The organism is Allobosea sp. 10L417 (assembly GCF_056395485.1).
Genome location: NZ_JBFTJP010000002.1, coordinates 591,024 through 607,082 on the forward strand (window position 1 = coordinate 591,024; position 16,059 = coordinate 607,082).

General features: G+C 62.5%; 13 protein-coding genes. 9 read left to right on the forward strand and 4 right to left on the reverse strand.

Annotated features, from left to right (window positions below):
• Nucleotides 1–320 precede the first annotated feature (320 nt).
• Genes AC1DE3_RS08980 through AC1DE3_RS08995 form a run of 4 tightly spaced genes read right to left on the reverse strand, consistent with a single transcriptional unit; the run spans nucleotide 321 to nucleotide 4,524 of the window.
• Nucleotides 321–1,307: a hypothetical protein gene (locus AC1DE3_RS08980; protein WP_441511257.1), complete on the reverse strand. Its 987-nt coding sequence runs from the start codon at nucleotides 1,305–1,307 to the stop codon at nucleotides 321–323.
• Nucleotides 1,308–1,357: 50 nt separating this feature from the next.
• Nucleotides 1,358–2,548 carry a glycosyltransferase family 2 protein gene (locus AC1DE3_RS08985; RefSeq protein ID WP_441511258.1) on the reverse strand — a complete coding sequence of 397 codons (1,191 nt, stop codon included), beginning with the start codon at nucleotides 2,546–2,548 and terminating at the stop codon, nucleotides 1,358–1,360.
• Nucleotides 2,545–3,801 (reverse strand): non-hydrolyzing UDP-N-acetylglucosamine 2-epimerase, encoded by a 1,257-nt coding sequence (wecB, locus tag AC1DE3_RS08990; RefSeq protein ID WP_441511259.1) that lies wholly within the window; start codon nucleotides 3,799–3,801, stop codon nucleotides 2,545–2,547. The genes AC1DE3_RS08985 and wecB overlap by 4 nt, the downstream gene beginning before the upstream one ends.
• Nucleotides 3,802–3,813: 12 nt before the next feature.
• Nucleotides 3,814–4,524 (reverse strand): WecB/TagA/CpsF family glycosyltransferase, encoded by a 711-nt coding sequence (locus AC1DE3_RS08995; RefSeq protein WP_441511260.1) that lies wholly within the window; start codon nucleotides 4,522–4,524, stop codon nucleotides 3,814–3,816.
• 555 nt (nucleotides 4,525–5,079) lie between these two features.
• Between AC1DE3_RS08995 and AC1DE3_RS09000 the strand changes: the two genes are divergently transcribed.
• From AC1DE3_RS09000 to rfbC, 9 genes are all read left to right on the forward strand, one after another.
• Nucleotides 5,080–6,465, forward strand: a complete 1,386-nt coding sequence (locus AC1DE3_RS09000) for an exopolysaccharide biosynthesis polyprenyl glycosylphosphotransferase (protein ID WP_441511261.1) — start codon at nucleotides 5,080–5,082, stop codon at nucleotides 6,463–6,465.
• A gap of 18 nt (nucleotides 6,466–6,483) precedes the next feature.
• The gene (locus AC1DE3_RS09005; protein WP_476852314.1) at nucleotides 6,484–7,827 is read left to right on the forward strand and encodes a glycosyltransferase; all 1,344 of its coding nucleotides are present in this window, start codon (nucleotides 6,484–6,486) and stop codon (nucleotides 7,825–7,827) included.
• A 41-nt stretch (nucleotides 7,828–7,868) separates the two neighbouring features.
• Nucleotides 7,869–8,882 (forward strand): glycosyltransferase family 2 protein, encoded by a 1,014-nt coding sequence (locus tag AC1DE3_RS09010; RefSeq protein ID WP_476852315.1) that lies wholly within the window; start codon nucleotides 7,869–7,871, stop codon nucleotides 8,880–8,882.
• A complete protein-coding gene (locus tag AC1DE3_RS09015) occupies nucleotides 8,879–10,237 on the forward strand; it encodes an O-antigen ligase family protein (protein WP_441511264.1) in 1,359 nt (452 codons plus the stop codon). The genes AC1DE3_RS09010 and AC1DE3_RS09015 overlap by 4 nt, the downstream gene beginning before the upstream one ends.
• A 382-nt stretch (nucleotides 10,238–10,619) precedes the next feature.
• Nucleotides 10,620–12,188, forward strand: a complete 1,569-nt coding sequence (locus AC1DE3_RS09020; protein ID WP_476779681.1) for a hypothetical protein — start codon at nucleotides 10,620–10,622, stop codon at nucleotides 12,186–12,188.
• A 51-nt stretch (nucleotides 12,189–12,239) separates the two neighbouring features.
• A complete protein-coding gene (locus AC1DE3_RS09025; RefSeq protein ID WP_441511266.1) occupies nucleotides 12,240–13,115 on the forward strand; it encodes a glycosyltransferase family protein in 876 nt (291 codons plus the stop codon).
• A 2-nt stretch (nucleotides 13,116–13,117) separates the two neighbouring features.
• Nucleotides 13,118–13,771, forward strand: a complete 654-nt coding sequence (locus AC1DE3_RS09030) for a PIG-L deacetylase family protein (RefSeq protein WP_441511267.1) — start codon at nucleotides 13,118–13,120, stop codon at nucleotides 13,769–13,771.
• 19 nt (nucleotides 13,772–13,790) lie between these two features.
• Nucleotides 13,791–15,245 (forward strand): lipopolysaccharide biosynthesis protein, encoded by a 1,455-nt coding sequence (locus AC1DE3_RS09035; protein ID WP_441511268.1) that lies wholly within the window; start codon nucleotides 13,791–13,793, stop codon nucleotides 15,243–15,245.
• A gap of 183 nt (nucleotides 15,246–15,428) precedes the next feature.
• Nucleotides 15,429–15,998, forward strand: a complete 570-nt coding sequence (rfbC, locus tag AC1DE3_RS09040; RefSeq protein ID WP_441511269.1) for a dTDP-4-dehydrorhamnose 3,5-epimerase — start codon at nucleotides 15,429–15,431, stop codon at nucleotides 15,996–15,998.
• Nucleotides 15,999–16,059: the final 61 nt, after the last annotated feature.

A 16,059-nucleotide genomic window follows, 5' to 3' on the forward strand; every position in this document is an offset into this window, starting at 1 on the left:
TAGCGGTCGGATGACGGGTCATCGCCATATCTGGTGGCGAATCAAAGGCCCATCCACCAGCGAACGTGGCCAGATATCGTGTTTGGAATGTGATGCCAAAATGAAATTGTTTGGGCACAAAAATCTGGGGATATCTTAACTATATGATCCGCTTCTTTGGCTGAACGCTCTATAGAATCAACGATTCTCCCGATAATCACAATGGACATGAGATGCGCGGGGCGCAAGTCTCAAGCGCGAGTGTTTGACAGCTATGCGTTTGATGCAATGCTCTCAGGGCGCTCGTTTCGAGCGGGCCTTGGCTTGCGGTCATCCGGAGGTCACGGATTTCCCTGGCGCCGCTGCCCCAGGCGCTGAAGCAGCGGGGAGATCCGGGCGAGATCCTGCTGCAGCGCGACGATCGTCATCCGGTCGTAGCCATTTGCCTGGGCGCGCAAATTGGTGACGCCTCCGGCCACGTCGATCACGAATGCACCGTACACTTGATAGGCGCGAAAGACTTTTTGCCCGAGAGGCGACAGGCCTCGCGGCATCGCAACGCCGGTTGGAATGCCCAGGCGCTCTCCTTCCTGGACCAGACCGTCCGGGTTTCTGCCGTCGCCATTGATCGCCTCGCCGACGCTGCCCGGTCTCGCATAGGTCGCATCGATCGCAATCTGCAGCGCATGCTGGATATCGCCGCGATCGGTTTCCGCCTCGACCAACAGGCCGGCGAGCTGGCTCGATCCGGTGGCCACGATGCCGGCGCCCAGGAAGGGCGACCTGCGCCCCCAGCCGTCTCCGGTGACGAGGTTCGTTGCGGCGTAGGACTGAGCCGCCGCCGTCTCGGGGCCCGACCGCTTGAATTGCCAGAAGTTATGAACGGTGTCGCCGTCGATCACCAGCAATTCTCCGTCTGTCCCCGGCGCGCCATCCGCATACGCGGGAATGCGGATCTTGAGGGTGCCGGCGGGGAGCCCCCAGCTTGCTGGATGCTCGACGGAGACAACGGGGTCCGATGCTGAGCTCACATGAATGGCGGGAGAATAGCTGCTCCAGGCGACGCCGAAGCGGGCGCCCATTGGCCAATCGATCGCTTCGAAAGTGGCGTTCGGTGCGATGGGCGTGTTCCACGACGAACTGGCCGCGAATGGCCGTTGGCCGAGGGTGAACTGACCACCCGGTCTGTCGCCGAGGGCGATCCGTGTGTCGTCTGCTGAAGCGGATGACCAGCATGCGGCGACAGCGATCGCGAATGGGCAGGCGAGCAGGGCCAGAACCGGGAAGGGCAGAGCTCGCAGGCTTTGCGATATGCGATACGATCCCATCGACCGACTGCCTCAAAAAAACGCCCCCGTATCCAGGCGGCGGTACGCCTTCATCGCTCCGTCCGGACCCAATTGATCTGGCGATTGACGAAGAAGCGGATGAGCGATGGAAGCTTGCGCAGGCAATAGGCTGGCGCCGCCGCCAGCTCACGCCAGGAAATGATCTCCTGTGCGAAACGCCACCACGCGACGCCGATGACCCCTGCGAAGCAGGCGAGCGCGCTCGAGGCGACGACAAGCGGGCTCGCAGCCCCCGTCATGACGAACCATGACAGGCTCAGGCCCCACATCACCACGATTGACAACGCCAGCAGCGTCAGCGGCGGAATGCAGAGGTCGAGCGTGAAGGCGAACAGATTCAGGCTGCCCTTTGATATTGAGTGCCGGATCAGCGGAAAAAAGAACTCTCCGATGATCGCAAGATGGCCATGCTCCCATCGCGTGCGTTGCTGGCGCTTTCCGGTCTCGCCCTGGGGAAGCTGGCTGACGATCTGCGCGTCGGGGCAAAAGGATGGCGGCTTTCCCACAATGGCAAGCTCGGCACCGAATTTCTGATCTTCCGCGAGATGCCCCGTTGCGAGCTCGAGCTGGCTGGCGAGGGAGAAGGGCAGCGCCATCCCCGAGCCCATCAGCTGGCACGGCCACCCCAGACGCGCGGAGCCCAATGGCCGCACGAAGGTCTTGATCGTCCAGGCCAGCCGCGAAACCTTGTCCGCCGGGCTTGGCGATGGAGGCGCCAGCATCGAGTATCGCGCCTGGGCCGGGCGCCCCGTCGCAGCGCATTGCTTGGCCAGGGTTTCGAGCGCGCCGGGCATCACTTCGCAATCGGCGTCGATGATGACGATGATCTGCGGCGGATCGGAGCCGAGCGCCCGGACACCGTGATCGAGGGCATAGCCTTTTCCGATCCGCGTCGTGTCCCGGCGGATCGTCACATCTGCGCCTGCGCGCGCCGCCGCCTGCGCGGTGTCGTCGGAGCAGTTGTCGGCCACCACCAGCAGGCGCCCGACCGGGGGCAATTGAGGCATGATCGAAGCGATCGAGTGCGCGATGATCGCTTCTTCATTATGGGCGGGCATGATGATCGCGAAGCGTGGGCAGGGCGTCGAGAGCGCTGCCGCCAACCGCCGCGTCGGCAGGAGTGCCGCGCCAATCTGCATAGCGAGAAAAGCGACGGCGATCGCGATCAGGAGACCCAGTATGACCAATGCGAAGGTGACCGTTCCGATCACGGCCGTCATGATGACCCTGGCCCCGGAACGTTCGCTGGCATCCGTGCCGTCGCCTCCGCTGCGAGTGCCGCTTGGAGGATTGCTTCGGCAGGCACGCTTCGATCGCGCGGGAGGTTCGCGAGTGCTTTTGTCGGATCGGCCTTGCCGCGGCGTTCGGTGCCGCCCAGCGACCTGGCCAGGACGTCAAGGATCTGTTCGGAAGCGTGGCCGTCGCCGAACGGGTTCTTGGCCTGCGCCATCGCGCGATACGCCTCGGGGTCGGTAAGCAGTTCCTCGCAGGCCGAGACGATTGTATGGACCTCGGTGCCGACAAGGCGCGCAGTGCCGGCTTCGACAGCCTCCGGACGCTCAGTGGTGTCCCTGAGGACCAGGACGGGCTTGCCAAGAGCCGGCGCCTCTTCCTGAACGCCACCGGAATCCGAAAGGATGATGTGGGCGCTGTTCATCGCGAGCACGAACTGTTCGTAGGCAAGCGGCTCGATGAGCGAGACGCGTGCGTGCGAGCCCAGCATCGGCTCCACGACCTGGCGCACGCGCGGACTGAGGTGCACGGGGCAGACCACGCGCAAATTCGGGAAACGCTCGAGCAGGATGAGCACGGCCTCGCAGATGCGCTGCATCGGCTCGCCATGGTTCTCGCGGCGATGCGTCGTCAGAAGCAAGGTCGGCGAGGACGCGCGCGCCAGCGTAGGGGCCGACTTCGAGAGAGTCAGCAGCAACGCATCGATCGCGGTGTTTCCGGTGACCCATATCGTCTCTGCCGGAACATTCTCCTTCAGCAGGTTGTACCTTGCCGTTTCGGTCGGAGCGAAATGATAGTCGGCGATGACGCTCGTTAGGCGGCGATAGACTTCCTCGGGGAAAGGGGCCTGCTTGTCGTAGGTTCGCAGCCCGGCTTCGACATGCGCGACGGGAACATTCTCATAGAATGCGGCCAGTGCGCCGACGAAGCTTGTCGTCGTGTCGCCCTGTACGACGACGACATCGGGTCGGACCTCCGAGATCACCCGTTGCAGCCCTTCCAGCGCAGCCATCGTGATATGCGCCAGGTTTTGATCTTTGCGCATGACGTTGAGGTCGGCGAGAATCGGCAGGTCGAAATAGGCCACGACCTGATCGAGCATTTCCTTGTGCTGGCTGGTGCGCACCGCCAGCATCTCAAAGCGCTCGGCGTCGGCTCGCGCCGTCAGGATCAGGGGGGCAAGCTTGATTGCCTCGGGTCGGGTGCCCATCACGACAAGAATGCGTTTGCGGGAAGCCATCTCAGCCCTCGTTTAGGGTCGCGGGGTCACGCGCCGGAAATGGGAAGCCTGGGCGATCGCGCTCCAGGAAATCAGGCCGAGGAACTGGGAGTTCGTGACCAGATAGCGCCTGAACAGCCGGCGGGGTTCCTGGGCGAGTCGATACGCCCATTCGAGCCCGATGCGCTGGACGAAGGCGGGCGCCCGTTTTCGCAGGCCGGCGATGACATCGAAGCTGCCGCCGACCCCTATGACGATCCGGGCGCCGAGATTGTCCCACTGCTCCTCGATGAAACATTCCTGTCGCGGCACGCCCATCGCGACGAAGAGAAGCCCGGCTCCGCTTTCCGCCACGGCTTTCGCGCGGGCCTCGGCCTGCTCGGGCCCGAAATAGCCATCGGCATAGCCGCGGACATCGAGGCTGCGATGCCGGTTCTGCAGCGCCTCGACCGTCGCGCGCACTGTGCTGTTCTCGGCGCCGAGAAAATAGACGCCGATCCGCTCCTGCGCGGCGCGTGCACAGAGTTGGTCGATCAGGTCGATACCGGTTACGCGCTCAGGCAAAGGCTGTTGCCAGAGATGCGAGGCCCAGACGAGCGGCTGTCCGTCGGCGACCGTCCAGCGCGATGAATCGACGAAGCGCTGCAGCCGCGCGTTCGATCGCATCATCATCAGGATCGCGACGTTCACCGTCGCCAGGACGCCGCGCTCTCCCGCCTGGATGGCCCGAATGAGTTCTTCCACGGTCTGCTCCGTGGAGAGCTTGTCGAAGCGACCATTCAGAATCTGCGTCCGGTCGGGAGGTATTGCTTCAGGTGAGGCAAGCTGAGCTGTGTCTGACGGCATGGAAAATCCCTCAGGCAAAAGTGCTCAAGCGAAGGCAATGGCTGAATCACCAGCCTTCGCGGCGGGGGGGCGTCGCGCATTTGCGCTGCACGCCGTCTGAATAGCTAACGGTCGGAGTCGGTGATTTGTTCGCCGCGAGCCACTTGCCGCTGGCGCGGATGATCTGGCTTATCGCCAAGAAAGCGGGAATGATGACGTTGCGTCATGCATCGAATTGGGTCGGTCAAATGCGCAACCGGTTGCGCTTTTGGTCGGCGATTACGCTCACGATCTCGTGCGAAGACCAAACTTCACCGAACGTAAAGAACCCGCGCCTCTCGCCCGCATTGAGCTTGTGCGGGCGTCGAGAGGCTTTGGAAAACTGCGGGAGCGTTTGGCGAGCCAATGTCAACAAATGTTGTTTCTCCCGGAACCCAGCATCATTCCGCAACTGCGCTCAATCACAGGACGCAGGTGTTTTGGACCGTGGTGGTGGCCGGCCTCGAGATGGTCGTGGTCGTTGCTTGCGCCTATGGCGCATTCGTCGCGTATTCGGCGGCTGTCTACGGCGTGATCTTCTTCCGGGCCGAATATGCCTTGGCTTCCGTCGCGGCGGGAGCGCTGTACGTCGCCCTGTGTCTCGCCGACAACCAGTATGATCTGCTCGGCCCGGAATGGAACGAGCACAGCCGTTCGCGGGGCGGCGCCGCTATCGGTCTTTCATTCGTCATCTTGCTGACGATCGGCTACGTGACCGACAATCTCGACGACTATTCTCGCGGCACGTTCCTCGCGCAGCTGGTGGCCGCGTTGCTGGGCCAGATCGCGATCAGAGCGGTTCTCTGGCAAGTCATTGATCATGTGCGCCGGCGCGGGCAATGGCGCCGGGAAAGTATGGTCGTCTTGATCATGCCCGGCGCACAGGCCGTAGGCGATATTCGCGCGCGGCTGGCGGCACGGCACGAGCATATCCTGCGGTGGTACGACTTTCCCTCGGCGTCCGGGCAGGCGGGTGGCAATGCTTCCCTGGAGGAGCAGCTCTCGGAGATCCGGCGCGAATGCCGGGCGTTGCCTATCGACGCGGTGCTCATTCTGTTCGGCTCGGACAATATGGAGGTTGTCGCCGGCACCGTTGGGGCGCTGTCGGAGCTTCCCGTCCGCATCCAGCTCTTGCCGGTGGAATTGGCCGAGCTCATGCGCCGCAGCCGCATCGGACACTATGGTCAGCAGCGGGTGCTCGAATTGTTCTGCGGGCCATGCTCGTTGCGGGATCGGCTGCTGAAGCGCAGTTTCGATATCATCGTCGCCGCCTCGGCACTGACCCTCCTGTGGCCGCTCTTCGTTGTCATCGCAACCTTGATAAAGCTCGACTCGCGGGGCCCGGTGCTCTTTCGGCAGACTCGTCTGGGTTTCAACAATGAGCCGATTCTGGTTTTGAAGTTCCGCAGCATGACGACTTTGGACGACGCGACCAACGAGTTTCGTCAGGCCGTCCGGAACGATCCCCGCGTAACCCGCATCGGACGGGTGCTGCGGCGGACGAACATCGACGAGCTGCCTCAGCTGTTGAATGTCCTCAGGGGCGAGATGTCCATCGTCGGGCCGCGGCCGCATGCCGTTGCCCATAATCACATGTTTGCAGACCAGATCCGTAGAATGTTCCGCCGGCATAACGTCAAGCCGGGGATCACCGGCTGGGCTCAGGTCAACGGCCTTCGCGGCGAGACCGATACGTTCGAGAAGATGCAGAATCGGATCGAACACGATCTCTACTACGTCGATAACTGGTCATTCTTCTTTGATCTGAAGATCATGGTCCTGACCGTCATATCGAAGCGCGCGTACACCAACGCATATTGAGCGACAAGGGAAGCGTCGATGCGGATCTGTTACTTCGTATCTGAATATCCCGCGGTCTCGCACACTTTCATTCGGCGCGAGATCGTCGAGCTCGAGAAGAACGGGATCTCCGTTCTCCGCGTCTCGCTTCGCAATAGTGGCCGCAAGCTGGTCGATCCGGACGACGTTAGCGAGAAGGGTCGCACGCGCTACATCTTCGACGGCAACCGCGCCAAGTTCGCCGCCGCCTTTGCCGACGCCTTGGTGCAGAGGCCAAAAGCTCTGGCAAAAGCCACTTGGGCTGCATTGAAAATGATGCGGCGCTCAAGTCGCCCGGCACCTCTGCACCTCGCCTATCTTGCCGAAGCGCTGGTCCTCGCGCGATGGGTGCTGCAGGAGAACATTCAGCACGTCCACGCGCATTTCGGAACGAATGGCGCGGAAGTCGCCATGCTCTGCCATATTCTCACCGGCGTGCCCTACAGTTTCACAATACATGGCCCGGATGAGTTCGACAGGCCCGAATATCTTGGCTTGCCCGCCAAGGTGAAGCATGCCGCATTCGTCTGTGTCGTGAGCTCGTTTACGGGAAGCCAGCTTTGCCGTTGGATCCCCCCGGAGGAGTGGTCGAAGATCAAGCTGGTGCGTTGCGGGCTGGACGCCGATTTCCTGAACATGCAGCCGCTCAAAATCGTTCCGAAATCGCAGCTGGTGACGGTCGGCCGCCTGAGCGAACAGAAGGGGCAACTGGTTTTGCTCCATGCCCTTGCGGTCCTGGCGCGCGAGGGCGTGCCGTTCAGGCTGACCATGGCCGGAGACGGTCCGCTGCGGCCGCAACTGGAGCGAAGCATCCGGGAACTCGGGCTGGACAAGCAGGTCGTGCTGGCGGGCTGGATGAGCAACGCCCAGGTCCGCGCCGCGATACGCGAGGCGAGGGCGCTGGTTCTGCCGAGCTTCGCCGAGGGATTGCCGGTGGTCCTGATGGAAGCGCTGGCGCTCGGCCGCCCGGTCATCACGACCTATGTCGCCGGCATTCCCGAGCTGGTCACGGAGCAGGCCTGCGGCTGGCTCGTGCCGGCCGGAAATATCGATCAACTCGCGGGCGCGATCAGGCAATGTCTGATGGCTCCCGACACACTCGTGAAGACCATGGGCTCGGCCGGGCGAAAGCGCGTGCTCGAGCAGCACGACATCGTCCAGGAATGCCGGAAGCTGGCAGCTCTCTTCAGGGCGAAGGCGTTTGATCCGGCGCCGATTGACGGGGCAGACGAGGTCGATGAGCCCGCGAGCGCCTATGAAGCGGCGACCGCCGAGGGTCATGGAGCGAGAGCTGACAACGTGGTCACGCTTCGCCCCGGCCACTCGGCCTGCGCGAATGGGTGATCACGCGGTGATGGGCCACGAGAGGAAAGAGGAGCGCCTGAGTGGTTGACGTCACCGTCATCGTTCCAACGCATAATCGTCGGCACATGCTGCCCCAGGCAGTCCATTCCGTCCTGCGCCAGCACAGCGTTTCAATCGAACTCGTTGTGGTCAACGATGGTTCGACCGACGACACGCGGCCGTGGCTCGATCGCCTCGCGGCTACGGATCCGCGCGTTGCGGTCGTGCATCATGAACAGCCGCGCTTCATATCGGGCGCGCGGAACGCCGGTCTTGCGCGCGCCGCGGGGCGCTGGGTGGCATTCTGCGACGATGACGATCTATGGGCGCCGGACAAGCTGGCTAAACAGCTAGGCGCCTTGCGCGCGGGTTCGGCGCGGTGGGGGTGTACGGGTGTCGCGGTCGTCGACGAGAACCTGGGCGTCATCGGTCATCATCACGTCGAGGGGGGCGATGTGCTGGCAGCTCTGCTCGAAAGCAATCGGATCCCGACGGGATCGACGGTGATCGCCGAACGCGACCTTGTCCGGGAGGTCGGAGGCTTCGACACTGCGCTGCGGGGCTCCGAGGATTGGGATCTCTGGATCAGGCTGGCGCGGCATTCGCCGCTGGCGGCCGTTGACCGGCCCCTGATTGCCTATCGCCTGGGCCGGCAATCGCTGTCGATGAACATCAATCCCATGCGGGCGGGGCGTCTGGTCATCGCCGAGCGGTACGCGGCACTGGCGGCGGCCTACAGCGTCAGCTCGGACGAGGCGGGGCATGAACGCTATCTCGCCAGGCAGCTTCTGCGCGGTGGCGCGCGGTGGCGCGCCGCTACCATTTTCGCGGCGCTCGCGTTCAGGCACGGCAAATGGCGGGAACTGCCGCGCGTCGCCGCCGCGCTGATAGCGCCGCAGATTACGGATCGGCTCGGTCAGGCGCGCGCCGCGGCCGCGGTCCCCATCTCCTGGCGTCAGGAGGTCGAACTCTGGCTGCAACCGATCCGCGATGCCAGCCAGGTGAGCACGCAGCATCCTCGAGCTTGGATCGGGGCCAGGGAGCGGGAAGCATGAAACCGACACTCCGCATGGTCGGCGCTGTCCCGGGCGGTGCGCTTCAGGGCGACGCGGATCGCGTCTCGCCGACCACCTCTGTGCGAGCGGCCAATAGTGAGGCGATCTGGAGCCTGCTGCGCGCCACGGTGTTCGGCGTCCTGCTGATCCGGGCCTCGTCCGACCCGATCTTCAATCTGCTGACGGGAGACGCCGGCGGCTCGTCGATGGGCGTGGGCGCCCTCTTCAATGTGCTCGTGATCGCGCTTTCAGTCGTCTTTCTCGCGCGGGAGCCGATGAGGGCGCCGTTTGCCGTCTTGGCGCTATGGGGACCGTTCCTGCTGATCGCCTTCGGCTCGACATTTTACGCGCCGGACTTCACCGCTGCGGCGCGGATTGCTTTCGTGCTGCTAACCTACTGGGCGTTTTTCGCGATTCCGTTCTTCATCTTGCGGTCGGTCCGCGATGTCTCCCAGTTCGTCCTCGTGGTAATCGGATCGTCCATCCCGCCCACGCTTTACGCGTTTGTCGATATTGCACGCGGTCTCTCCGATTTTGCCGAGTTCCGTCTGCAGAGCACGTTCTCGCATCCGAACATCTATGCCTTCTATCTCGTGCTGGTGCTGGGGCTGGCGCTCTATGTCAGAGCATCGCGGATCATTCGCGTGACACCGCGCATCTACATGCTGGTCACGCTCTACATCCCGCTCCTGACAGCATTTCTGATGCTCACCAAAACGCGCAGCGCCTGGGGCGCGTGCGGCCTGATGTTTCTGGTTTACGCGCTCAAGATCGACCGCCGGTTTCTCGCCGGCTTTCTCCTGGTTCCGGTACTGTTCATCGCAAATCCCAGCCTGATGGATCGGTTGACGGACATCACGGCTGCAACGGAGGTCGACAACTTCGACCAACTCAACGAAAGCAACCGGCTGAACTCATACGTCTGGCGGCAAGCGCTGTGGGAATCCGCGATTCCGCAGGCGCTGGAGCGGCCGCTTCTCGGGCACGGCCTGGAGTCGTTCAAGCCGGCGACGCCGAGCTTCTTTCCGCTGATCGGCCCTCAAGGCATCGACGGCCACAACTTCTATCTGCAGATGAGCTTCGAACTGGGGCTGCTTGGTCTTCTTGCGTTCGCTTGGCTGATTGGTTGGGTGGCCTATCGCCTGGTGAGGGCGATGCCGCGCGATCCGCCAGGACTTCTGGTGATGTTGTGCCTTCTCGTTGCCTATGTGCTTGAGTCCTATTCGGACAACATGCACTTCTATCTGTCGTTCAATTGGTACTTCTGGTTTATCATGGGTACGATGTGTGCCTGGATACGCCGGGAGGAAATGCTTGCGGCGGCGCCCAATAGAAATCGCCGGATGATCATGTAGCGCCGAGCAGGCGCTCGCGTGGCCGGCCGTGTCGCAACGAAAGCTGCCAGCCGACTTCGCTGCCCAACGATCGCGCTCTGGCCGCCGGCTTCAGCAGGTCCGGACGGGGTCGGCTCGTCCCGCCGTTTCCTCGCCTCTCTCCCCGTCGTCAGGTGCTGTCGATGCGGCTTTGAAGCTCCACCGCAGGAACGGAGGCTGATCCTCCAGCGTTTGCTCTGTGAATGCCACTGCAGGCGGACGGCGCCGGGTGGGGGGAAGGTCAGGCGCTGACGTTATCGTCGTATCACGACGCGACCGCGCCGGCAGGGTGCTTCTCCTCATCCGCAAGTTTGTCAGGCCGCGCCGGGCGTAGGAATCGCGGCCCTCTTTTTGATTGAGCCCCATGCTGGACAAGAGCAGCCATCCACCGGTCGTAGAGAGTGCTGAAGGAGCCGGCTACCGGATCGACAGACGGCCGCGGCCGTCGTTCGGCCTGGGCAGCCTCCGGAGCCGCAAACGACTTCTCGGTATCGGTGCGCTTCTATGTCTGGCGATCGCCGGCATCTATGTCGGATCCCGTTCGACGACATACACCGCTTCCAGCCAGTTGCTCGTCTACATCAGACAGGTCCTCACGGGCCCCGATATGGCGGTCCTGCCGGGCCGGGCGGATCTTCCGATGGTTCAGAACCAGATGGAGCTTCTTCGCTCCGGCAATGTGCTGACCCAGGTGATTGACGCGCTGCAACTGACCCAGGACCCAGAATTCGCCGCCGATGGCCGGGCCCCGTCGGGGCCGCAAAAGGGCGATGCCGCGCAGGCTTCCTCGGAAGCGGCGCAGAACGGGCCCGCCTATAGCGCGACGCTGAAAGCGATCAACAGCAAACTCGGCGTTCGTCAGGTCGGAACGAGCCATATGATCACGGTGAGTTTCAAAGCCTCTGACCCCGAGAAGGCTGCGCGCATCGTCAACAGCGTGATCCGTGTCTATCTGCAGGAGCGCGGACGGGCATCGGATGCGGCCTCGTCGAAGGCGCCTACGCTACGCGAGCTCTATCAGAACCTCGGCCCGAGCGCTCAGGTGGTTTCGGAAGCCGAGCCGCCGGTTAAGGCAGACGGACCGCCGGCGATATTGATCCTCGTTGCCGCGGCGTTGTTTGGCCTCTGCGCCGCCGCGGCCGCCGCCATCCTGCTCGACGTGATCAACGATACGGTCCGCAGCGCGCAACAGATGGAATATGTCCTCGACCTGGAGTGCCTGGGCATGGTGCCGCGCTTCCCGAGCCTGGGTTCATCGGGGGAGGACGCCGCCGCCCGGCATCTGTTCGCATCCGAAGCCCAGGTCTTGCGACGCGTGGCTGCTACGTTGCAGGGCACCTCCCTGCGGGGGCTGCGGACGATCGGCGTGACGTCGACTTTGGCGGGCGAGGGGGCAACGACGCTTGCCATCGGCCTGGCGAAGATGGCGGCAGCCTCGGGAAAGCGTGTCCTGCTGATCGATGCCGTACCGGAAAACCCCTCGGTCTCGCGTTGGGCTGCGAGCCTCTCGCGCTCTCCGCTCGGTCCTGGAGCAGATCAGACCGAAGCGCTTGGCCACAGCGTCAAGGCGCAGGCCGGGCTGCATGTCCTCCCGCTGGCCGAACGGCCCGAGGGAAGGCTCCGTCCGATGCGGCGCGATCTGCTGGACGAGATCCTGAGAGCGGCCGAAGGCTCCTATGACCTGGTGATCGTCGATATGCCATCGCTCGTGGCAGGTCCCGAGGTGCGGGCGGCTGCTCAGTCCCTGGATGGCTTCCTGCTCGTCGTGAAATGGGGAGCCACGGAATCCGAGCTTGTCCGGCAGGCTTTTCAATCCACTGGTCAGGCCCGGCCTAAATTCATCGGCACGGTGCTCAACATGGCCGATGAAGCGGCGATGAAACGTTATGGATACAGACGGCCTGAAGAAATGAAGGTCGAGACCGCTTCCTGAGACAAGAAAAGCCGAGCCGCGGTCCGCGGGCATTTACGGAAGGAGAGTATCATGAAGGTCGTGCTCTTTTGCGGTGGTGCCGGCATGCGGCTCCGGGGCTATGTTGATGATGTGCCTAAGCCCATGGTGCAAATCGGCTCTCGCCCCATTCTCTGGCATCTGATGAAGTATTATGCCCATTTCGGCCATAAGGACTTTATCCTCTGCCTGGGCCACAAGGGTTATGCCATCAAGGATTACTTCCTGAAGTATGACGAGTCGATCTCGAACGACTTCGTCTGGTCCCGTGGCGGCCAGAAGATCGACTTCATCAACCGCGACAGCGACGACTGGACGATCACCTTCGTGGAGACCGGCCTGCACGCGACGATCGGCGAACGACTGAAGGCCGTGCAGCCCTATCTGCGTGGCGACGAGTATTTCCTCGCGAACTACGGCGACGGTCTCAGCGATCTGCACCTTCCGACGATGATCGAGGAGATGCGGCAGAGCAGCGCAGTTGGCTCCCTGCTTCTCGTGCAGCCGACGGCGAGCTTCGATATCGTCAGGACGACGCCGGACAGCAAGGTTGCCGAGGTGTCGGCGCTGAGTCACTCCGATATCTGGATCAATGGTGGTTTCTTCGTCTTCCGGAACGAGATCTTCGACTACATCAATCCCGGCGACGAACTGGTGCGGGAGCCTTTCGCGCGGCTGATCCAGCAACAAGCCTTGTTGGCGCATAAATGTACCGGCTTCTGGCAGTGCATGGACACCTTCAAGGACAAGCAGCGCCTTGAGGAACTCAATGACACCAATCCACCGTGGAAGGTGTGGAAGGACTGCGCCGCCGTCTCATGCCCCGCGACGACGCCGGTCGCTCCCGCGGTACCGCAAGCGGCCCCCACGATGCCGCAAGCGGCTCCCACGATGATGCAGGTGGGGTGATCATGCTTCGCCTGAAGCCGGATGGCGGCGGCGCTGCCCCTTTGCAGGTCCTGTGCCTGGGCTGTCACTCCGACGACATTGAGATCGGTTGCGGCGGAACAGTGCTGCAGCTCGCAGCGGAGCGCCCGGACGCCGTGTTCCATTGGGTTGTCTTTAGCGCGAACGGGGTTCGCGCATCGGAAGCGGAAAGCGGAGCGCGACAATTCGTCGACCCCGCCCGCATGAAGCGGGTCATCCTGAAGGATTTTCAGGATGGCTACATGCCTTTCGTCGGAGCCGACATCAAGAACGTCTTCGAAGAGCTCAAGCGAGAAGTGTCTCCGGACATCATCTTCACGCACAACCGTCACGACTCCCATCAGGATCACCGGCTGATCGCCGAGCTGACTTGGAACACGTTTCGCAGTCACCTGATCCTGGAATACGAGATTCCGAAGTATGACGGCGATCTCGGGCAGCCGATCGTCTTCAATGCTCTTTCAGACGATGTCTGCGAAAAGAAAGTCGATTTGATCCTCAATACCTTTAAATCCCAGAGCAACAAGCATTGGTTTGACCGCTCGACCTTCATGGCACTGATGCGGCTGCGCGGAATCGAGTGCAACGCGCCCAGTGGATATGCCGAGGCATTCTATGCCCGAAAGTTGATGCTCTGAACCGGCACTCGAGAACAAGATGCAGGACTTAAAGAACAGAACTGCGCGCGCCGGGCTGATCAATGTCGGCGCGCGCGGGCTCGGCTTCATGATCCGCATCCCGTCGCTCATGATTCTGGGGAGACTGCTGACGCCGGAAGACTATGGCCTGGTCACCATGGTGACAGCCTTCACCGGTGTACTCAATATGGTCGGTTGCTTCGGTTTGTTTCAGGCCGCCATTCAGCGCGACGAGTTGAGCGAAGAAGAGTCCTCGTCACTGTTCTGGCTGAACATGGCATCCGGCACCTTGCTCACGCTGATTACCCTCGCAGCCTCCCCCCTGGTCAGCGCGTTTTACGGCGAGCCGCGCCTTCTCGCGATCATGGACGTGATCGCCTTCACCTTCGTCATCACCGCCGCGGGCATCCAGCATGGCGTGATGCTGCAGCGGCGGATGTCGTTCGGGACCTCGGCGAAGGTCGATATCTGCGCTTTGCTGATCGCGACCGCCGTGTCGATCGAGATGGCCAGGACCGGCTACGGCTATTGGGCGATCGTGTCGATGACCATCACGCTGCCGCTCGTCACGACCATCGGCTTGTGGCTATCGACACGCTGGATTCCAGGCCGCCCGCGGGGCGCGGCCGGCCTGCGTTCGATACTGCGGTTCGGCATCGGCACGACGCTGACCGGTTTCCTCTCCTATGTCACGAACAATATCGACAAGCTTCTGCTTGGCCGCGTCTGGGGCACCGAAGCCGCCGGGCTTTATGGTCGCAGTTTCTATCTGATCAATTTTCCGACCGAGAGTCTGAGCACCACCATCGGGGAGGTGGCTTTTGCTGCGCTGTCGCGGACCAAGAGCGATCTCAACCGCTTCCGGCGCTTCTTCCTGAAGGCCTATTCGCTGGTGGTGACGTTGACCTTGCCCCTGACGGTCGTCTGCACGCTCTTCGCCAACGATCTGATCGTGGTGGTCTTGGGGCCGAAATGGGCGAGCGCTGCCGAAATATTCAGGATCCTTGCTCCGACGATCCTGGTCTTTGCAATTTCCAATCCGCTCGGCTGGCTGCTCAATGCGCTCGGCATGGTCAAGCGCGGGGTGTATATCGGGCTGTTCTCCGTCTCACTTATGATCACGGGCGTGCTGATCGGGCTTCCTTACGGCCCACGCGGTGTCGCAATGGCCTATTCCGCCGTCATGGTGCTCAAGGTGATCCCGGTGACCATTTGGGCGCTGCGTGATACCGGGGTTCGATACCGTGAGTTTGTCGGGACACTGGCGAGACCGCTGGCTGCGAGCCTGGTCGCGGGAATGATCGCTTATGTGGTGCATGCGCTCGCCGCGCCGGCGTTGTCGCCGCTGTCGCGTCTTGCGCTGGATCTGGGCTCGTTTGGCGCAACCTATGTCGCGGCACTGCTTCTCATCGCAGGTGAGAAGGCACTGCATCTTGATCTCTTTCGCAACGCGGGAGCTACGTCTCCCATCTGACGCAGCTGCTACTCCCGCGGGCCCGGCGCTCGCTACCACGGCAGCCGATATGCCAAGCAGGCGAGGTCGCGAAATCCCCCGGTTCAAAAAGGAAATTCATATTCGAGTACAGTCTTGTGCCGGAACTCCGGAAATATGACGGGCATTGTTGATGTACAGGGGGCAGAAATTTAGAGGTGGCGCATGCACTTCGCGAAGACAAGCGTCGATGGGGCGATGGTAATCGAACCCGCTCCGCATGCCGATATCCGCGGGCGTTTCATGCGCGCTTGGTGTCTCAAGGAATTCGCCGATCAGGGGATCGCGTTCGAGCCTGTCCAGGCGAATATGGGGCGCAGCACGAAACGCGGGACGGTTCGCGGAATGCACTTCCAGGAAGCGCCGGCCAGCGAGGCCAAGCTGGTGCGCTGCACGCGGGGCGCGATGTTCGACGTGGTCCTGGATCTGCGGCCGGATTCGCCGAGTTACGGCGCCTGGCACGGCGTGGTGCTGAGCTGCGACAACGGGCGCATGCTCTACCTACCCGAGGGTTGCGCGCATGGATACCAGACCCTCGAGGCGGATACCGAGATGCACTACATGACATCGGCCTTCTATGCGCCGACGGCTGTCAGGGGCGTGCGCTTTGACGATCCGGTCTTCGGCATCGTGTGGCCCTTGGACGTAACCGAGATTTCTGAGCAGGACCGCGACTGGCCGCCGGCAGCACATGTGCTCGGCCATGTCGCCTCTACCCCCTATCTGACCGTGTGACGGATGTTGCGGGTTTTTTCGGATGGCCTCGTTCGACGATGTCACTGCGCCGGCAGGACGT